Genomic DNA, 17,283 nt, shown 5'->3' on the forward strand with positions numbered 1-17,283 from the left:
CCGCGTTGCTTAATGGATTTAGGGGGCAAGATGGTACGCTATATGGAATCCCAAAAGATTTCTCAACGTTGGCATTATATTATAATAAAAAGATGTTTGCAGATGCAGGGTTAGAAGCACCAACCACATGGGATGATTTAACTGCTGTTGCAAAGGCGCTGACCAAAGATGGAGTGGTGGGTTTGTCTCTACAAAATGGGTTGGATAGAGCGCAGCCGTTCTTTTATTCTAATGGTGGAACCATGATGAAAGATGGAAAACCGACTCTAAATAATCCCAAAAATATAGAAGCGTATGAATATTGGATYGGGCTTATTAAAGATGGGTATGCTCAGACTCCGCAGCAATTGGGTGTGGGCTGGAATGGCGATGCGTTTGCGTCGGAGATCGTTGCTATGACTRTAGAGGGCAACTGGATGGTTAATAGCTTGTTGGAGTTGGCGCCAGATTTGGACTATGGCGTGGTTCCAATACCGTATAAAGAGACGCCGGCATCGATGCAGTTTACAGTGGCGTATTCAATGTCAAAAAATACTGATTATCCAGAAGAGGCAAAAGATGTAATTAAGTTTTTAACTTCAGCTGAGCAGCAACAGGTAGTTGCAGATGCGGGCAGAGCAATGCCTTCTCGAAACACTGCGTTAGAGGAATTTAAGAAAAACTGGCCAGAGCGCGCGGTGTTTGCGGATCAAGCTCCCGTTGCAAGTGAATTTAACTATGGGGTAATTTCGGCGACAGTGGTTGACGAGGCGGCCAAGGCAATGGAGCGCGTATTGTTAGATGATAAAAGTACGGTACAGCAGGCGTTCGATGCGGCACAGGCAAATATAGATAAAGCGCTTTCTAAACAATAAATATGAAAATTAAGAGGCTACATAGATGCAATGAGTTGGATTGCTATATGTGGCATTTTTTTGAAGGAGGTATGTATGAACAAGAAGACACAAGAAAATATTGATGGATGGATAATGGTAGCTCCTATAGTAATCTTGATGCTAGTTTTTGTAATTGGCCCTGCAATATATTCGTTTATGTTGAGCTTTCAAGATTACAACATGCTAAAACCAGAGCAATCTGAATGGGTTTTGTTTGAAAATTATAAAGAATTGTTTGCTGATCCTGCATTTTATCAGGCGTTATATAACACGGTGAAATATTCGATTGTGGTTGTGCCGGTTCAGACCGCAATTGCGCTTGTGCTCGCAACAGTGGCGAATCAAAAAATTAGAGGAAAGACTTTTTTTAGGGTGGCGTATTATATTCCGGCTGTAACTTCTGCAGTTGCTTCTGCGGCAATGTTTATGTTCTTATTCAATACGAATGGTATAGCAAATCGYTTTYTGGGAATTTTTGGGTTTGAAGCAGTGAGTTGGTTTAATGAGCCAAAGTATGCATTGCCGCTTGCGATGATTATGGCAATATGGTCGACGGTGGGAACGCAGATGCTAGTGTTTTTGGCAGGGCTACAAGATATTCCAAATGAAGTATATGAGGCCGCCTCAATTGATGGAGCAAGCAGTGTAAGAAGATTTTTAAGCGTTACGGTGCCATTGCTTAGAGAAAAAACGATGTTTGTAATAATTGTGGGAATGATAGGCACGCTGCAAATGTTTGATCAGGCATTTATTATTTCTGGAGGAACCGGGGGGCCATTGGGCTCAACGACAACAGTGGTTTTGTATTTATATAATAAAGCATTTGGAGAAAATCGTTTGGGCTACGGATCTGCCGTTGCGGTGGGATTGTTTATTATAATTTTTGCGYTAACAGTTATGCAGAAATCAATATTTGAAGAGCGAGAAGAGCGTCCAGCAAAAAGGAGGAAGGTAAATGGATAAAACTGTTTCTAGGCCTATGAAAGTGCTATTTTATTTTTTGACGATAGGATATGCGTTTATTGCGTTGTTTCCTTTTTTTTGGGCGTTTTATACGTCGCTTAGACCAAGCAAGGAAGCGTATAAACTAAATTTTGACTTTTCGAATCTAAGCTTTGGCACATATGTTGACTTAATAGTCAAAAATGATATAGGCAGATGGTATTTTAACAGCTTTATAATAGCCATTAGCGTAACTCTTTTGGGGGTTATTTTAAGCACAATGGCAGGATATGCGTTGGCAAGAATTGACTTTACAGGAAAAAATATCATATTTATGACGATTTTGGGGCTGATGATGATACCAGGACARATCACAATGATTCCACAGTATATGCTACTAAATAAATTCAACTTTATCAATACGTATGTGGGGCTAATAATTCCGTTTTTGTTTAATGCATTTAACATATTTATGATGCGCCAATTTTTTATATCGTTTCCAATCAGCTTGGAGGAGGCTGCGCAATTAGATGGGCTCTCGCGCAGAGGAATTTTCTTCAAAATAGCATTGCCGCTTGCCAAACCYGCAATTACTACAATTATAATTATGACATTTATGGGAAGTTGGAACAACTTTCTTATGCCAAATTTATTGATTACGTCGCGTGATATGTATACATTGCCGGTGGGGATGGCGTCGCTAAATAGCCAGTATTTTTCGTTTCCAAATCAGACAATGGCCGGCGCTATGCTATTATCAATTCCAATGGTAATCTTATTTTTAATATGTCAGAAATATTTTATAGAGGGCGTTACAACTTCGGGTATTAAATAATTGGGAGGACTTATGCACATTMAAAAAACTGATAACTTAGGCAAGGATAATTACGTTGTCTCATCAAACAAAATTTATGCAGTAGGCAAGCAAGACGGGACGTTTAAGCCAATGGGGCATCACATATTGGGAGAAATGTCGGGCATCTTTGCGCAGCCGATTAAGCTTTCGAGAGGATATGAAATTGCCGTAGATGGGAAGGCTGCAATAGCGAATGCCTACGTTTTTGATGACGGTGAAAGTAGATTTATATATGACAAATTTGAAGTGGCCGTTAATGCCGCAGATAACCAGAAAGTATTGGCTATAGAATTTTCGGCAACAGAAAAAAAAGTAGCGGTGGAGTTTAAGATTCTACTAAAAATAGAAGGATGCTGGACTGCAGATATGGTAAATTTTRGAGATGCTGCAACGGCTGTAGTGGCGCAAAACCAAAGTAGCGTCACTGTAGCGCATCTGRAAGAGGAATATTACGCAAAAGTATCTTTGGCTGAAGATGCGACAATTGTTGTAACTCAGGCGGGAGATGCCGTGGAGGTAAAAATAAAATTTGAGCTYAAAGATGTATTTGCGATATATATTTCTGCCGCTAGCGATGCCGATTCTATAAATGACAATGCGATCCCAGATTTTGCGGCACAAAAAATTAGGCGCAAAGAACTACTGAAGGCAACAGAATTGATAACAGATGACGAACAGTTTAACGAAGTCTTTGCAGGGCTAAAGCTAAATTATGATATGCTGGTGCAAGACATAGATGGGATAGGCGAAGGCTATACTGCAGGGTTTCCAGACTTTCAATGGTTTTTCGGGTGCGATACCACATATGGAATATACGGAACCCTTGCAGTAGGGCAACATGATATGACAGCCAAAACGTTGCGGTTGTTAAAAAAATTGTCGTGGCAAGAAAACGGAAATGGGCGTGTGATACATGAAATGTCGCCTTGGGGTGTTGTCTATGGAAAAGGAAAYTTACAGGAGACGTCTCAATTTATAAGCGCAGTATATGAAACTTACAAATGGACTGCAGATAAAGTATTTTTGGAAGAGATCTTTGAGTTTTGCGTATTGGGRATAGCGTGGATAAAAGAGCAAGCTCAGGGAAACTCGGTTTGTCCGAAAGGCAATGGAATAGTAGAAGTTGAAGGAATCGAGGGCAGGTTGATTGATGTTGCTATATTGACGATTGATGCATATGAGCATATGGAATATCTGGCGGAGCAAATGCAAAGGTTTGAGTTGATAGAAGGGTATCGCGAGGATAGAGAAGCGTTGTGTGCAGAAGTTTTGGACAGATTTTATAATAAAGAAGAAAGATTCTTTGGAGATATCATTTGTAGCCCGCACGAAGCGGCAGCTAGTCGAGACATCTTGGTGAATTCTATAAAAAATACGCCAACTCTTAGTTCTGCAATGGAAAAATATTTTGATAAAGTGTTAGAGAATGCGACCGGAGAATGGGTAGCGCTGGTGCTGAAAAACTGGGTTTCGATATTGCCATATAGCAAAAGGTTTGTACCGCAACATATCAAGGATGAAGGGTTAGATCAGATGTTGCAACCAGATTTTTATAACGATTATGGTATGAAAATTAGTTGCATGTGTAATGATAAAGAYGATCCAGTCGACGATGTGTATACTCTAAATAAATCGATGTCCATAAACACGGGGTGCTTGGCCGAGGTGTTTGCGGCAAATGGTCAAATTGATAAGGCCTACGAATTGCTAAAATGTTTGGCAGAAAGTATGTATGTAGATATGCCTGCAGCAATAAGTGAGATATTGCCAGATGATGGATGCTTTATGCAATTTTGGTCGGGGTATGGGATCCACCATGTGTTTATGAAATATATCGTGGGATTAACAGCAGATGCGCCAAATAGATCAATAACTATTGAGCCCAATTTGCCTGTGGCGTTAAATGAGATAGCAATAAAAAATTTGCAAGTGGGTGACTGTATAATTGATATAACGATTAAAAGAAAAAATGGTGCGGTAACAGTTGATGTAAATAAAAATTCGGCAGATTACAATATTGTGGTGAGGTGTTAAAGTGATAGTATATGATAAGGGCGTAGAAGAATTCGAAAATTTTTTGCTATCTGAAGATAGCTTCGATGAGATGAGTTTAGGAAAAACGGAATCTATTATGTGTCAGGGCAATGGCTATATGTGTATACGTGGCTATGCGGARGAAGCTTATCCTAAAAAAGTTGCAACAACGCTAATTGCTGGTACGTTTAATATCGCAATGGAAAATGAAGTTACAGAATTACCAAACATCTCGGACGCGTTTTCGATGGAGCTATTAATTGATGGCAAGAGATTTTTCTTAGCAGAAAATAACGTGGAAAATTATAGCAAAATTTTGAACTTAAAAACAGGAGAGCTAACCAGAACGTTTGCATATAAAACCGAAGAGAATGAATTTAGATTTGTGATGAGACGTTTTGTATCGGCAGCAGATGTKCATATTGCAGTGTCGCGCGTCGAGATTACGGCAATGAAAAAAGCGGCGCAGATTGTTGTGCTCTCGGGTATCGATAACCGCGCGACTAATTCGGGAGAATGCCATCTGATAGAAAATGTRCGTAGGTTTTATGAAAAGAAATTTGCATATACACATTTGGTGACAAATCAATCGAAAATAGATATTTATGTAAATGCAAGTCATAAGATTTTTGTAGATGACGCAGAATTGGATTTGGTGCCAGCACCTAAAATGTCGAGGAGAACGATTTCGGCGCAGTATAAYTTGGATGTTGCGGCGGGGAGTGTTGTAGCGATAGAAAAATATATAAGTTATTACACCTCCAATGATGCGGATGAAGTGCGATGCGATGAGCCTTGCGCCTCGTATAAAATTTTGGCACAAAAGATGGCTGTAGGATACTTTGAGCTGCTAGAAGAGAGTGTTGAAGTTTTGGCGGCAAAGCTTTGGGAGCGGGATTACATTAAGATAACATCGAGCGAGGCAATAGCTCAGCTGGGGATCAACTACGCTATGTATCATATGTTTGTGATGACGCCATCCCATGACAATAGAATGAATATAGGTGCAAAGGGGCTGTCGGGAGAAGGTTATAAGGGGCATACATTTTGGGATACAGAAGTCTTTTTGTTGCCAAGATTTATAGTGCAAAACCCTGCAGTGGCTAGAAAGCTGTTGGAATATAGATATTTGGGATTGGAGGGAGCGAGGCGTAAGGCGGAGGAGAACGGATTTGAAGGTGCGATGTTCCCTTGGGAGGCAGCAAATCCCAAAGATGGTGAAGTAACTCCAAAGTATAATGGYGTGGATGTTTATACGGGCGATCAACTAAAAGTTATAACGGGAGATATCGAGATACACATCGTAGCGGATGTTGCGTATGGAGTGTATTTGTATAATAATTTTACAGCAGACCAAGAATTTATGAATTCATATGGCTACGAAATTATAATGGAGACAGCAAAATTTTGGAATTCGAGATTGGAGTATGCAGATGGAAAGTACCATATCAATGATGTTATAGGTCCGGATGAATACACCGAGCATGTTGATGATAATGCGTATACAAACTATTTGGCAAAGTGGAATATGGAGTATGCGTGTCGCAGCTATAACGATTTGTTGGCTAAAGACCCMGAGCTGCTTGCTAGATTGGACGAAAAAATCTCGATTGGAGCAGTAATAGAAACAATTAGAGAGCGAGCAGAGCGTATTTATGTGCCTGTTCCAGATGCAGAGCTAATAATAGACCAAGACAGAACCTATAGAAGCTTAGAAGAAATAGATCTAACTAAATATAGGCAGGCCGAGCTGGTTGCTAGCATAGCAAAAGACTATGGAATGGAGCAAATTAGTAAACTGAAAGTATCGAAGCAAGCAGATATTATGGTATTGTTTTTGTTATTTGGAGAAAGATGGGCAGACGAAATTAAGAAGGCGAACTTTGATTATTACGAGGCGTTTTGTTTGCATGATTCATCGCTGAGTTTAAGTACTTACGCTGTTTTGGCAAATGACATAGGGTATGAGAGATATGGATATGAATTGTTTAAGCGAGCGTTGCTTATTGATATAGGCCAAGAAAAGCATTCGTGTGACGAGGGAGTTCACGCGGCATCGTATGGCGGGGTGTGGCAGTGTATCATATATGGATTTGCGGGAGTTAGAATGATAGGAGAAAAATTACACATCAATCCTAGATTGCCAGCGGAAATGGAGAAGATTGAATTTAATATGTATTATCTGGGGCAAAAATTATGTGTAAAAGCCTCAAAAGATACAGTTGTGGTGGCAAACATGGGCGAGAGGGCTGTAGCTGTAATAATTAAGAATCGAGAAATAGAGATTGCTGCCAATGCAGCGGTGGAGGCGTGAGATGCTAAAATTGGTAATTTTTGATTTGGATGGAGTAATTGTTGATACTGCAAAATACCATTATCTGGCTTGGCGAGAGCTTGGATATGAGTTAGGGATTGAGTTTACACAAGAACAAAATGAAGCTTTTAAAGGTGTGAGTAGATTGGCTTGCATGGATATTATGTGTACGCTTGCCAATAAAGAAGATATGCCGCAAGATGAACGCAATCGAATAGCAAACAAAAAGAATGATATATATTTGGAGTTGATAAAAGATATAACCAATAGTGAATTGCTAGCGGGAGTGGAAAATTTATTGCGTGAGTTAAAGCAGGCAGGCATAAAAGTTGCGTTGGGATCCGCAAGCAAGAACGCGGTACCGATTTTAAAAAAAACAGGGATACTCCATTATTTTGATACAGTAATCGATGGAAATAAAGTAAAAAAAGCAAAGCCAGACCCAGAGGTATTTGAGCTTGCCGCGCAAACAGCGGAAGTGGCCAATGCTGAGTGTGTAGTATTTGAAGACGCTACTGCAGGAGTGGAAGCCGCAATTGCAGCGGGAATGGCGGTCGTGGGGATTGGCACCAAAGAGAGTTTGCCAAATGCTGAAGTAGTTTTTGCAAATGTGGGAGAAGTAAGCGTTGAATTTTTATTACGAGCAGTAACGAATGACAGATATAGACCGAAGTATCACATTTCAGTTCCTGCAGGATGGCTAAATGACCCCAACGGGCTGATATTTTACAAAGGAGAGTATCACGTATTTTATCAGCACTATCCACATGACACAGTGTGGGGGCCGATGCATTGGGGGCATGCAAAAAGCAAGGATCTAATAAGGTGGGAGTATTTGCCGATAGCATTGGCGCCGGATATGGATCATGAAAATGTGGGATGCTTTTCGGGCAGTGCGATAGAACATGATGGCAAATTATATTTGATATACACTGGAGCTGCCGATGATGCAAACGGAACGCATCTGCAAACGCAATGTGTAGCGTATTCGGAGGATGGAATCAATTTTACCAAGTATGAAGGAAACCCGGTTTTGACTGCAGCAGATCTGCCAGAAGATTGCCAAGTGAATGCGGGAGAATTTAGAGATCCAAAGGTGTTTAAGAAAGATGACGCATTTTATATGGTGGTAGTGGCAAAGGCAGCGGCGGGCAATATATTGTTGTATAAATCGAGAGATTTGCTGAGCTGGGAGTATGTGAGAGCGATAGCCAATGGCGAGGGCGGCAATATGGGAGTGATGTTTGAGTGCCCAGATCTATTTGAGCTAGATGGCAAAGATGTATTGATTACATCGCCTATTGCAATAAAGAGGAGCGGTCACAGATTTTTTAATACATCATCCACGCTGTATTTTGGCGGTAAGATGAATTGGGAGACTGGGGAATATGCCAAAGAATGCCACGATGAGATTGACATAGGCACAGATTTTTATGCACCGCAAACGTTGTGTGACGATCGAGGTAGACGCATTATGATTGCCTGGGCGCAGATGTGGCATCGTACAATGCCAACAAATGTATTGCGACATAATTGGGCGGGAAGTTTTTCGATACCGAGAGTACTGAAGTGGAAGGACGAAAAACTGATGCAAACCCCGGTTGAAGAATTGCGAGCGTATCGTGTGGATCACGTAATGTACAGAGGCGAAAAAGTTGAGGGAGTTCGTAGATTTGATGGTGTTGCAGGAGACGTATGTGAACTGGTCGTGAATGTAGACATGGGAGATGCGAATAACTTTTCGATTGCAGTATTAAAGACGGGCAACGAGAAAGTTGTTATTTGGTTAGATGATAGCAGAATAACTATCGATAGGTCGTGTATGGGAAATCCTATATTGGGGAATGAAAGTATACCAGTAAATTCGAGGTGGATTCCGTATCATAAAAAAACAGTAAAATTGGATATATTGATAGACAAGAGCATTGTCGAAGTATTTGTAAACGACGGAGAATACGCAATGACAGTAACAGCATATCCAGAAGGCACTGCAGCTGAGATCGAGTTTTTTGCTGATGGAGCGGCAGTGATTGATATTGACAAATGGAATATYTAGGCAAAAGTAGAGGACTCTGTAGAAGGGGTCCTTTTTTATTGGGCAGTAATTTTGAGGCCAGTATATTCGGCGACTACTTTTTGCGATGGCTGGCATACCAAAAATCGATCGTCCCAATTGCCATCAACCAAGTCAGTGATAAATCCTAGGTTTGAGTCCACTTGCATATAGGCCCAGTCAAATTCTTGGGCAATAACTTTGGCGCGTTCCACCTCGGCAGCATCATCGTAGAGGTTGGATTTGATAAAACAAAGATTGCCTGGGCGCAGATGTGGCATCGTACAATGCCAACAAATGTATTGCGACATAATTGGGCGGGAAGTTTTTCGATACCGAGAGTACTGAAATGGAAGGACGAAAAGCTGATGCAAACCCCGGTTGAAGAATTGCGAGCGTATCGTGTGGATCACGTAATGTACAGAGGCGAAAAAGTTGAGGGAGTTCGTAGATTTGACGGAGTTACAGGAGACGTATGTGAACTGGTCGTGGATGTAGACATGGGAGATGCGAATAACTTTTCGATTGCAGTATTAAAGACAGGCAACGAGAAAGTTGTTATTTGGTTAGATGATAGCAGAATAACTATCGATAGGTCGTGTATGGGAAATCCTATATTGGGGAATGAAAGTATACCAGTAAATTCGAGATGGATTCCGTATCATAAAAAAACAGTAAAATTGGATATATTGATAGACAAGAGCATCGTCGAAGTATTTGTAAACGACGGAGAATACGCAATGACAGTAACAGCATATCCAGAAGGCACTGCAGCTGAGATCGAGTTTTTTGCTGATGGAGCGGCAGTGATTGATATTGACAAATGGAATATTTAGGCAAAAATAGAGGACTCTGTAGAAGGGGTCCTTTTTTATTGGGCAGTAATTTTGAGGCCAGTATATTCGGCGACTACTTTTTGCGATGGCTGGCATACCAAAAATCGATCGTCCCAATTGCCATCAACCAAGTCAGTGATAAATCCTAGGTTTGAGTCCACTTGCATATAGGCCCAGTCAAATTCTTGGGCAATAACTTTGGCGCGTTCCACCTCGGCAGCATCATCGTAGAGGTTGGATTTGATAAAACAAAGATTTCCGTATTGAGAAATAAAGCTGGTTTCTTGCTCGATAAGATATTGCGCAGTGTCCTCGTCTTCATATTCCTCGAGATATGTTTCATATAAAGAAGCGTAATGCTCTTTGGAAGGCATAGTGCCGTTTTCCATCCACGGTTTTGAGTACCAGTAGATGCCGCCCGAACTATTAAACAGCTCGAGATACTTTTGCTGCGAACCTAAAAATAGGGCCATGCAGTCATCACAACGCGGAATTATAAGAGGGATTTGGCTAGAGGTAAGGCCGATAATGCCGTTGGAGCATAAACCGTAGCCAAGAATGATAGCGTCATATGGCTTGGCATTGCGCTTGGYGTTAATTGCCTCAAYCTTGTGTATCGAATCTTGAATGGCCTGCTGTAATAATTGCGGAGTATTATGTAGCCCCTGCTCGAGCCAAAATGAATGAATCACGTTTTTRCTTTTACTTATTGCGTAGCCTATTTCTCTAGAAAATATTGAACAACCTATCAGTGCTAATCGCATAAAAACCTCCTTGTTATTTTAATTGACCTCATTATAGCAAACGAAAATAACAATTTCAATTATTTTTTGATCTTCTATTGACAATTTATTCCTAATAGTATATAATTCTTATTACAACAAGTTACTAATAAGGAGGAATAACATGAAACAGCATAGACAAACAATTCAGAAAACTTTGGTTTTAGATGCTATACATGAATTAAAATCCCACGTAACAGCAGCTGAAGTGTATGAATTAATTATAAAAAAAYATCCTACTATTAGTAAGGGAACAGTGTATCGAAATTTGAATCAATTGGCACAAAATAATAAAATTAAAAAGATAGTAACAGCATCTGGAGCAGAGCGTTTTGACCACTCTTGCCACGATCACTATCACGCGGTTTGTGTTCATTGCAATAAGATGATTGATGTGGAAATGCCGTATATGTCAAAATTGGAGAGTACAATTAAAGACGCGGAGGGATTTGTATTTAGTGGTCATGATATAGTTTTTCAAGGCGTCTGCTCGGAATGCGCAAAGCAAAATAATAATTAATGGAGGTTTTGTAATATGGAAAAGTTTGTGTGTACAGTATGTGGATATGTTCATGAGGGATCTGAGGCACCTAAAAAGTGTCCGATTTGTAAGGCACCTGCAAAGAAATTTGATAAGCAAGTAGCTTCAGAAGATGGTGGCTTGGTGTTTGCAGATGAGCATAGAGTAGGAGTGGCAACTGGCGTAGATAAAAGAATTGTAGATGGGCTTCGCGCAAATTTTGAGGGTGAATGTACAGAAGTAGGGATGTATCTTGCGATGGCGAGAGTTGCATATAGAGAAGGATATCCAGAAATTGGAATGTATTGGGAAAAGGCGGCATATGAGGAAGCGGAGCATGCGGCAAAGTTTGCAGAGTTGTTGGGTGAAGTTGTAACGGCATCTACAAAGAAAAACTTAGAAATGCGTGTAACGGCAGAGCATGGAGCAACAGCGGGTAAAAAAGAACTAGCCGCATTGGCAAAAGAGCTAAACCTAGATGCGATTCATGACACTGTACACGAGATGGCAAAAGATGAAGCAAGACATGGCAAGGCGTTTGCAGGGTTGCTAAATAGATACTTTGAATAAATAAAAGAGATCCCTCGCTGGAGTTAATAGGTGGGGGATTTTTGTGGTTAACTTAGAAATAACTGTTAAATATAGGAGTATATATATGAGATTAATAAGTTTATTTGCTGGTGCTGGTGGTTTAGATCTAGGTTTCGAAAAGGCGGGCTATGAGATAGCAGCAGCAAATGAGTATGATAAGACCATATGGGCAACGTATGAGAAAAATCATAAAGGACCACTGATTAAAGGTGATATTAGTAAAATACCTTCGGCGGATTTTCCTGATGGTATAGATGGCATCATTGGTGGCCCCCCTTGTCAAAGTTGGTCAGCGGCGGGTAGGTTAAGGGGTATAGAAGACCCTAGGGGCCGGTTATTTTATGAGTATATACGTATACTAAAAGATAAGAAACCTAAGTTTTTTTTGGCTGAAAATGTAAAGGGTATGATGGCGCAAAGACACAATGAAGCGGTAAAGGGTATTGTAAGTCAATTTGAAGAAGTGGGCTATGACGTGTTTATAAAGTTGTTAAATGCAAATGACTATGGCGTAGCGCAGGATAGGAAAAGAGTATTTTATATTGGATTTAGAAAAGACCTAAATATAAAATTTGAGTTTCCGAAGCCGCAGGAGTATAAGCCTGTGCTTAGGGATATACTATGGGACTTGAAAGATAATGCTGTTCCTGCATTAGATAAAAATAAAAAGAATGCTAGCGTAAAATTCTTAAGTCATGAATATTTTACTGGTGCTTTTTCTACAATGTTCATGAGTAGAAATAGGGTTAGACAGTGGGATGAACCTGGATTTACAGTACAAGCAAGCGGTAGACAATGCCAATTACATCCACAGGCTCCCAAGATGCCAAAAGTTGAGAAAAATAAAAATGTATTTGCAGAGGGGCAAGAACACTTATATCGTAGATTGTCTGTTAGAGAGGTTGCGAGAGTACAGGGTTTTCCCGATGATTTTGAGTTTATCTATACATCAGTAGATACGGGGTATAAGATGATTGGTAATGCAGTACCTGTTGGCTTGGCCTATGCAGTAGCAGAGCAAATTAAAAAGTATATTTGAATAAAGAAAAGAGATCCCCCGCTGGAGTTAATAGGTGGGGGATCTTTGAGGTTAATGAGTTAATTCGGATATTAGTATGGTGCGTTTTTGATCTAGAGACATTTTGGCCGCTTGTGCGATATAGACAGACATAAGCCCGTCGAAGCCATTGGTTGGAACTTCGGTATCGTTTAGTACTGCATCAACAAAGTCTTGTAGCTCCGTTACGAATGCGTCATTGTATCGCTCGAGGAAGAACCAAGTTGGCTTTGCAATTTCTACGCCATCTGCGGTGCTTATCTTAACATGGTTTTCTAAATTATTTTCATCGGCAACAGATCCCTTGTCGCAATGAACTTCCACTCTCTGGTCATAACCATATCTAGCAGCACGGCTGTTATCAATTACTCCGATTGCGCCGTTTTCAAATTTTAGGCTTACAATAGCAGTATCAACGTCGTCGTATTGCGCAATGTCAGGATTTATACAAATATTTCCAATTGTAGTAACTTCAGTAACTTCGCTGCCAACCAAAAAGCGTGCCATATCGAAGTCGTGGATCATCATATCGGAGAAGATGCCTCCAGAAATTTTAACGTATTCTAGCGGCGGAGCTTCTGGATCTCTGGAAGTAATTTTTACAATATGCGGCTTACCCAGCTTTCCAGACTTAACGATATCGCCAACAGCGGCGTGGTCTCTGTCAAATCTTCGAACAAAACCTACCATAAGTTTAATATTTGCCTGCTCAGCAGCTTTTATAGCTTCTTTGATTTTGGTAGTATCTAAGTCGATAGGCTTTTCGCAGAAGATATGCTTTTTGGCAGCCGCGGCCTTCATAAGAAATTCCGAGTGGGTATCGGTAGAAGAACATATTAAAACAGCATCAATTTCGGGATCAGTAAAAATTTTGGCAGGATCGGTATATATCTTTTGAACACCAAGACCTTTTGCCCATTCTCTAGCATCTTCTGTAAGATATGGGTCTGCAATGGCTTCTAATGTAGCACCACTAATAAATTTTGCTATATTATTACCATGCAAACGACCGATTCGACCTGCTCCGAGCATTCCTAGTTTTAACATTATTTAATCGCCCCTTAATATAAATTTGGCCCAAGTTTTACGCTAAGGCGGGCAAGTTTAGCAACCTTAAGGCTAAGGAAAGTATTCTCTAAGTAGATGAAGCTTGTTTTCTAAGTATTCTGAGAAATATAATGGCTATTACGATAGATAAAATGCCAGCATAAATATAGGTATTGCCTGGCATAAAGTTATGCGTAACAGGAGCAATTACGGCGGTGATAGAAAAACCAAATAGCATAGCACCATAATTTTGACCCTGATATTTTATGCCAAAATATTGGCTGGTAATAGATGGRAATATTCCTAAAACRCCGCCATAAGAAGCATACACCAAAACGATGCCTATGGAGCTAAGATACCCGGCGCCGAGCCAAATTAATAGCAACCCGATGATGCCACACATAAGGTCGTATTGAAGAATGCGAAGCCGGCCAAGCTCATCTCCTAAAGTTGGTAAAAGCAGTTTGCAAGCCGCATTGGCAATAGGTCCAATCATAACAGCGTATATAGCATATTCCGCAAGGATGCCTTTGTTCTCCTGGATGATATAGGCCATAGGAGAAATTAAAAAGTAGGATAATAAAGCCGCAATCATAATTCCAAATAGAATGTAGAATTCTTTGGTGCGCATCATCTCTTTTGTTGTAAGATCGTTAGATGAGGAAGCTTTAGTAGTTGCAGTATAATTTTCTGGAAGCTTGATAAATAGCCCACCAAGTAACCAAGATGTTGCCACAAGTATACCAAGAATTAAAAATGTAGTGCTGGCCCCATAATTTTCGAGCCAAGATCTGCTAGGAGGAGCTAACAAAAACCCGCACATCGCATTTGCAGTAACTGCCAAACCAGAGGCAAATCCGGGTCTAGCTGGAAACCACTTTTGATATACCGAGATTACTGTAGTATATATCATACCGTGCCCGATCCCCTGAAAAGCATAGCCTATATATAGCCCGATTAAAGACCGATTTGCTGCAAATACAGAGGAAAACAAGCTGAAGGTAAATATCGCGCCACCAATCCAGATAGCATAAGAAGGTTTGTACCTATCTTGAATTTTGCCGCCAATTAAATTTCCAAAAGCAAAGGTAATTAGAGACAAATAGAAACATAGCATAACTTGTGAAATAGTCCAGTCTGTGCCTTCCATAACGTATGGCTGATATATAGACCATAGATGTGGAAGTCCAGTGAGAAACATCGCTAAAAGCCCTGCCCCGAGGGATAAAAATTTTCTTTTTTCTTTATACATTAATTTACACCATCCAAAGTTGATTATATAGTTGAACAACATCTGCTATGGAAATCGCTCTGATTGTATTACCAGGACTTCCGCTGCTAATGGCATCGTGAGCCATTTTATCGATTTGAGCAAAAAACTCTGTTTTGTTTATGCCATATACTTCAAGTGTAGGAATGTTGAGATTAGCTAGGAGCGTGTTGAGTGTTGAGAGAAATGCGGTGCTTGCAACATCGTCATCGGCAGAATCGGAGGCGCCGATTGCTCTTGCTATTGCAGCGAATCGAGCGGGTGCACCAACTGACGCATAATTGAGGCATACTCTCATAAGCATAGCATTAGAAATTCCGTGCGGTACATGAAACAGCGCGCCAATGGGTCGGCTCATGCCATGGATTAGGGTTACCGAGGCATTGTTAAAGGCAATTCCGGCTTCTAAAGAGGCAATAGCCATTTGAGTTCGTGCGGCTACGTTGTTTGGCTGGTTGTATGCGAGCTCAATATTATTGAATATTCGGGTAATAGCTGATAACGCAAAGGTGTCTGACATAGGCTGAGCTCGGCGCGAGGTGTAGGCTTCTACTGCATGGCAAAGAGCATCGATGCCAGTAGCTGCAGTAACAGATTTGGGAGCAGTCATGGTAAAACTTGGATCTACGATTGCCAAGGTGGGCACCAAAGCTCGGCCTTTTAATAGCATCTTGATCTGAGTTTTCTCATCGGTGATGATGGTAAACTGCGTAGTTTCGGAACCCGTACCCGCCGTGGTGGGAATGGCAACGGTGTTTGGAACGGCAATGTCTATGATGCGGCCATTAAAATCGGAGATGTGACCGCTATAGTTTGCCATCACTCCGATTGCCTTCATAGCGTCGATGGGGCTGCCACCGCCAATGCTGATTAAAAAGTCGCAACCAGCGTTTTGGTATGCTCCAACTCCGGCTGTTATCATGGCATCGGTAGGTTCGCCGTTGATGTCAGAAAAAATTTCGTATGCAACTTGATGACTGTCTAATATGGCGGTCAGCTTTGCGCAGTTGCCAAGTTGTAGCATGATTTTGTCGGTTACAATTAAAGCTTTGTGCCCCAAGTTTTGGATTTTATCTCCAGATTCTAGTAGTGCATTTTCTCCAATTAATAAGTCGTTATTGATAATAAATTCTCGTGCCACAGAAATCCTCCTTAAGCTTTGGCAATCATTTCGCCATATTTTTCCTTAGACTCTACAATAAACTGCTCAACTTCTGGCAGAGTGGGTAAGTTGCAGCAAGAATGCTCGCGAACCATCATAGAAGCTTCCGCGCTGCCGATTTCTAAGCATTTTTCGATTTCTAAGCCAGCAAATATGCCATACAAAAAAGCAGACGCGTAGCCATCGCCGCCACCAAACCCTTTTAATGCTTCAACAGGAAACGGCTTAACGCTATACTTGGTACCATCTTCTAGAAATGCGGTGGAACCCTTTTTGCCATGYTTGATAACTACGATTTTGGCACCAAGATTGATCCACGCAGAAGCGGATTGCTCGTCTGTTCTGTTGGCTTCGATGAGCCTTTCGGTGAGGTCAAATTCTTCGCGGGAGCCGATAATAATATCTGCATGCTGTGCAACAATAGAATAGTAAATAGATATGTCGTCTATATTTTTCCAATTGTATTCGCGATAATCGATATCAAAAAAGATGCGTACATTATGCTTTTTGGCGAGATAGATAGCCTTAAGAGCCGCTTCTCGAGAAGGACTTTGTGCAAGTGAAGTTCCGGAAATGAGCAAAGCTTTGGTTTGCTGAATATATTCTTCGCTGACATCTGCGGGACATAGAGATAGATCGGCAGCAAAATTGCGATACATTAGGATTTGGCTTTCGTCTTTGGATAAAATTTCGGTAAAAGTTAGACCAAGTTTTTCGCCGTTGGTAGCGCGTGTAACATTGGACGTATCGATTCCTTCTTTGTCAAAAACATGAGTAACAAAATCTCCGAATTGATCATCGGAAACTGCAGCGATAAAGCCGGTCTTTAAACCGAGTCGAGATACGCCTATAGCGATATTTGCAGGGGAACCGCCAAGATATTTTTTGAATGTGGTGCATTCTTCGAGAGGTTGAAAATAATCTACGGGATTAAAATCGATAGC

The 17,283-nt window shown here is 40.9% G+C and carries 16 protein-coding genes; 10 read left to right on the forward strand and 6 right to left on the reverse strand.

The features are described 5' to 3' along the window. The 6 genes from EPU_RS12215 to pgmB all read left to right on the forward strand — a co-directional run. A partial coding sequence (locus tag EPU_RS12215; protein WP_044150020.1) for an extracellular solute-binding protein occupies positions 1–854 on the forward strand: 854 nt, incomplete at its 5' end. 75 nt (positions 855–929) lie between these two features. Beyond that, positions 930–1,838 carry a carbohydrate ABC transporter permease gene (locus EPU_RS12220; protein ID WP_044150023.1) on the forward strand — a complete coding sequence of 303 codons (909 nt, stop codon included), beginning with the start codon at positions 930–932 and terminating at the stop codon, positions 1,836–1,838. Beyond that, a complete protein-coding gene (locus EPU_RS09650) occupies positions 1,831–2,652 on the forward strand; it encodes a carbohydrate ABC transporter permease (protein WP_029488325.1) in 822 nt (273 codons plus the stop codon). The genes EPU_RS12220 and EPU_RS09650 overlap by 8 nt, the downstream gene beginning before the upstream one ends. Before the next feature lie 12 nt (positions 2,653–2,664). Next, a complete protein-coding gene (locus EPU_RS09655) occupies positions 2,665–4,707 on the forward strand; it encodes a glucosidase family protein (RefSeq protein WP_029488326.1) in 2,043 nt (680 codons plus the stop codon). Between the two features lies 1 nt (position 4,708). Next, positions 4,709–7,021 carry a glycoside hydrolase family 65 protein gene (locus EPU_RS09660; RefSeq protein ID WP_029488327.1) on the forward strand — a complete coding sequence of 771 codons (2,313 nt, stop codon included), beginning with the start codon at positions 4,709–4,711 and terminating at the stop codon, positions 7,019–7,021. A gap of 1 nt (position 7,022) precedes the next feature. Beyond that, complete coding sequence (pgmB, locus tag EPU_RS09665; RefSeq protein ID WP_198006418.1) at positions 7,023–9,077, forward strand: beta-phosphoglucomutase; 2,055 nt, start codon at positions 7,023–7,025, stop codon at positions 9,075–9,077. Positions 9,078–9,112: 35 nt separating this feature from the next. On the opposite strand, the gene EPU_RS13665 is transcribed toward pgmB, so the two are convergent. Further along, positions 9,113–9,355 carry a hypothetical protein gene (locus EPU_RS13665; RefSeq protein ID WP_010168862.1) on the reverse strand — a complete coding sequence of 81 codons (243 nt, stop codon included), beginning with the start codon at positions 9,353–9,355 and terminating at the stop codon, positions 9,113–9,115. Positions 9,356–9,361: 6 nt separating this feature from the next. On the opposite strand from EPU_RS13665, the gene EPU_RS09675 reads away from it, so the two are divergent. Beyond that, on the forward strand, positions 9,362–9,910 hold the full coding sequence (locus EPU_RS09675) for a GH32 C-terminal domain-containing protein (RefSeq protein WP_198006419.1): 549 nt from the start codon (positions 9,362–9,364) through the stop codon (positions 9,908–9,910). A 35-nt stretch (positions 9,911–9,945) separates the two neighbouring features. On the opposite strand, the gene EPU_RS12225 is transcribed toward EPU_RS09675, so the two are convergent. Next, positions 9,946–10,674 carry a DUF1638 domain-containing protein gene (locus EPU_RS12225; protein ID WP_052296503.1) on the reverse strand — a complete coding sequence of 243 codons (729 nt, stop codon included), beginning with the start codon at positions 10,672–10,674 and terminating at the stop codon, positions 9,946–9,948. Between the two features lie 142 nt (positions 10,675–10,816). Between EPU_RS12225 and EPU_RS09685 the strand changes: the two genes are divergently transcribed. From EPU_RS09685 to EPU_RS09695, 3 genes are all read left to right on the forward strand, one after another. Then, positions 10,817–11,212 carry a Fur family transcriptional regulator gene (locus EPU_RS09685; protein ID WP_010168868.1) on the forward strand — a complete coding sequence of 132 codons (396 nt, stop codon included), beginning with the start codon at positions 10,817–10,819 and terminating at the stop codon, positions 11,210–11,212. A 15-nt stretch (positions 11,213–11,227) separates the two neighbouring features. Further along, a complete protein-coding gene (locus EPU_RS09690) occupies positions 11,228–11,782 on the forward strand; it encodes an NADH peroxidase (protein ID WP_010168870.1) in 555 nt (184 codons plus the stop codon). Between the two features lie 85 nt (positions 11,783–11,867). Then, positions 11,868–12,842 (forward strand): DNA cytosine methyltransferase, encoded by a 975-nt coding sequence (locus EPU_RS09695; protein ID WP_010168871.1) that lies wholly within the window; start codon positions 11,868–11,870, stop codon positions 12,840–12,842. Between the two features lie 51 nt (positions 12,843–12,893). On the opposite strand, the gene iolG is transcribed toward EPU_RS09695, so the two are convergent. The 4 genes from iolG to iolC all read right to left on the reverse strand — a co-directional run. Further along, a complete protein-coding gene (gene iolG / locus EPU_RS09700; RefSeq protein ID WP_010168872.1) occupies positions 12,894–13,907 on the reverse strand; it encodes an inositol 2-dehydrogenase in 1,014 nt (337 codons plus the stop codon). Between the two features lie 88 nt (positions 13,908–13,995). Further along, on the reverse strand, positions 13,996–15,159 hold the full coding sequence (locus EPU_RS12230) for an MFS transporter (protein ID WP_052296504.1): 1,164 nt from the start codon (positions 15,157–15,159) through the stop codon (positions 13,996–13,998). A 4-nt stretch (positions 15,160–15,163) separates the two neighbouring features. Further along, on the reverse strand, positions 15,164–16,318 hold the full coding sequence (locus EPU_RS09710) for an iron-containing alcohol dehydrogenase (RefSeq protein WP_010168875.1): 1,155 nt from the start codon (positions 16,316–16,318) through the stop codon (positions 15,164–15,166). A gap of 11 nt (positions 16,319–16,329) precedes the next feature. Next, positions 16,330–17,283 (reverse strand): 5-dehydro-2-deoxygluconokinase (gene iolC / locus EPU_RS09715; protein WP_029488329.1); only part of this gene is annotated, 954 nt, incomplete at its 5' end.

It is taken from the genome of Candidatus Epulonipiscium viviparus (assembly GCF_000171335.1).
Classification (GTDB): Bacteria; Bacillota; Clostridia; order Lachnospirales; family Cellulosilyticaceae; genus Epulonipiscioides; species Epulonipiscioides viviparus.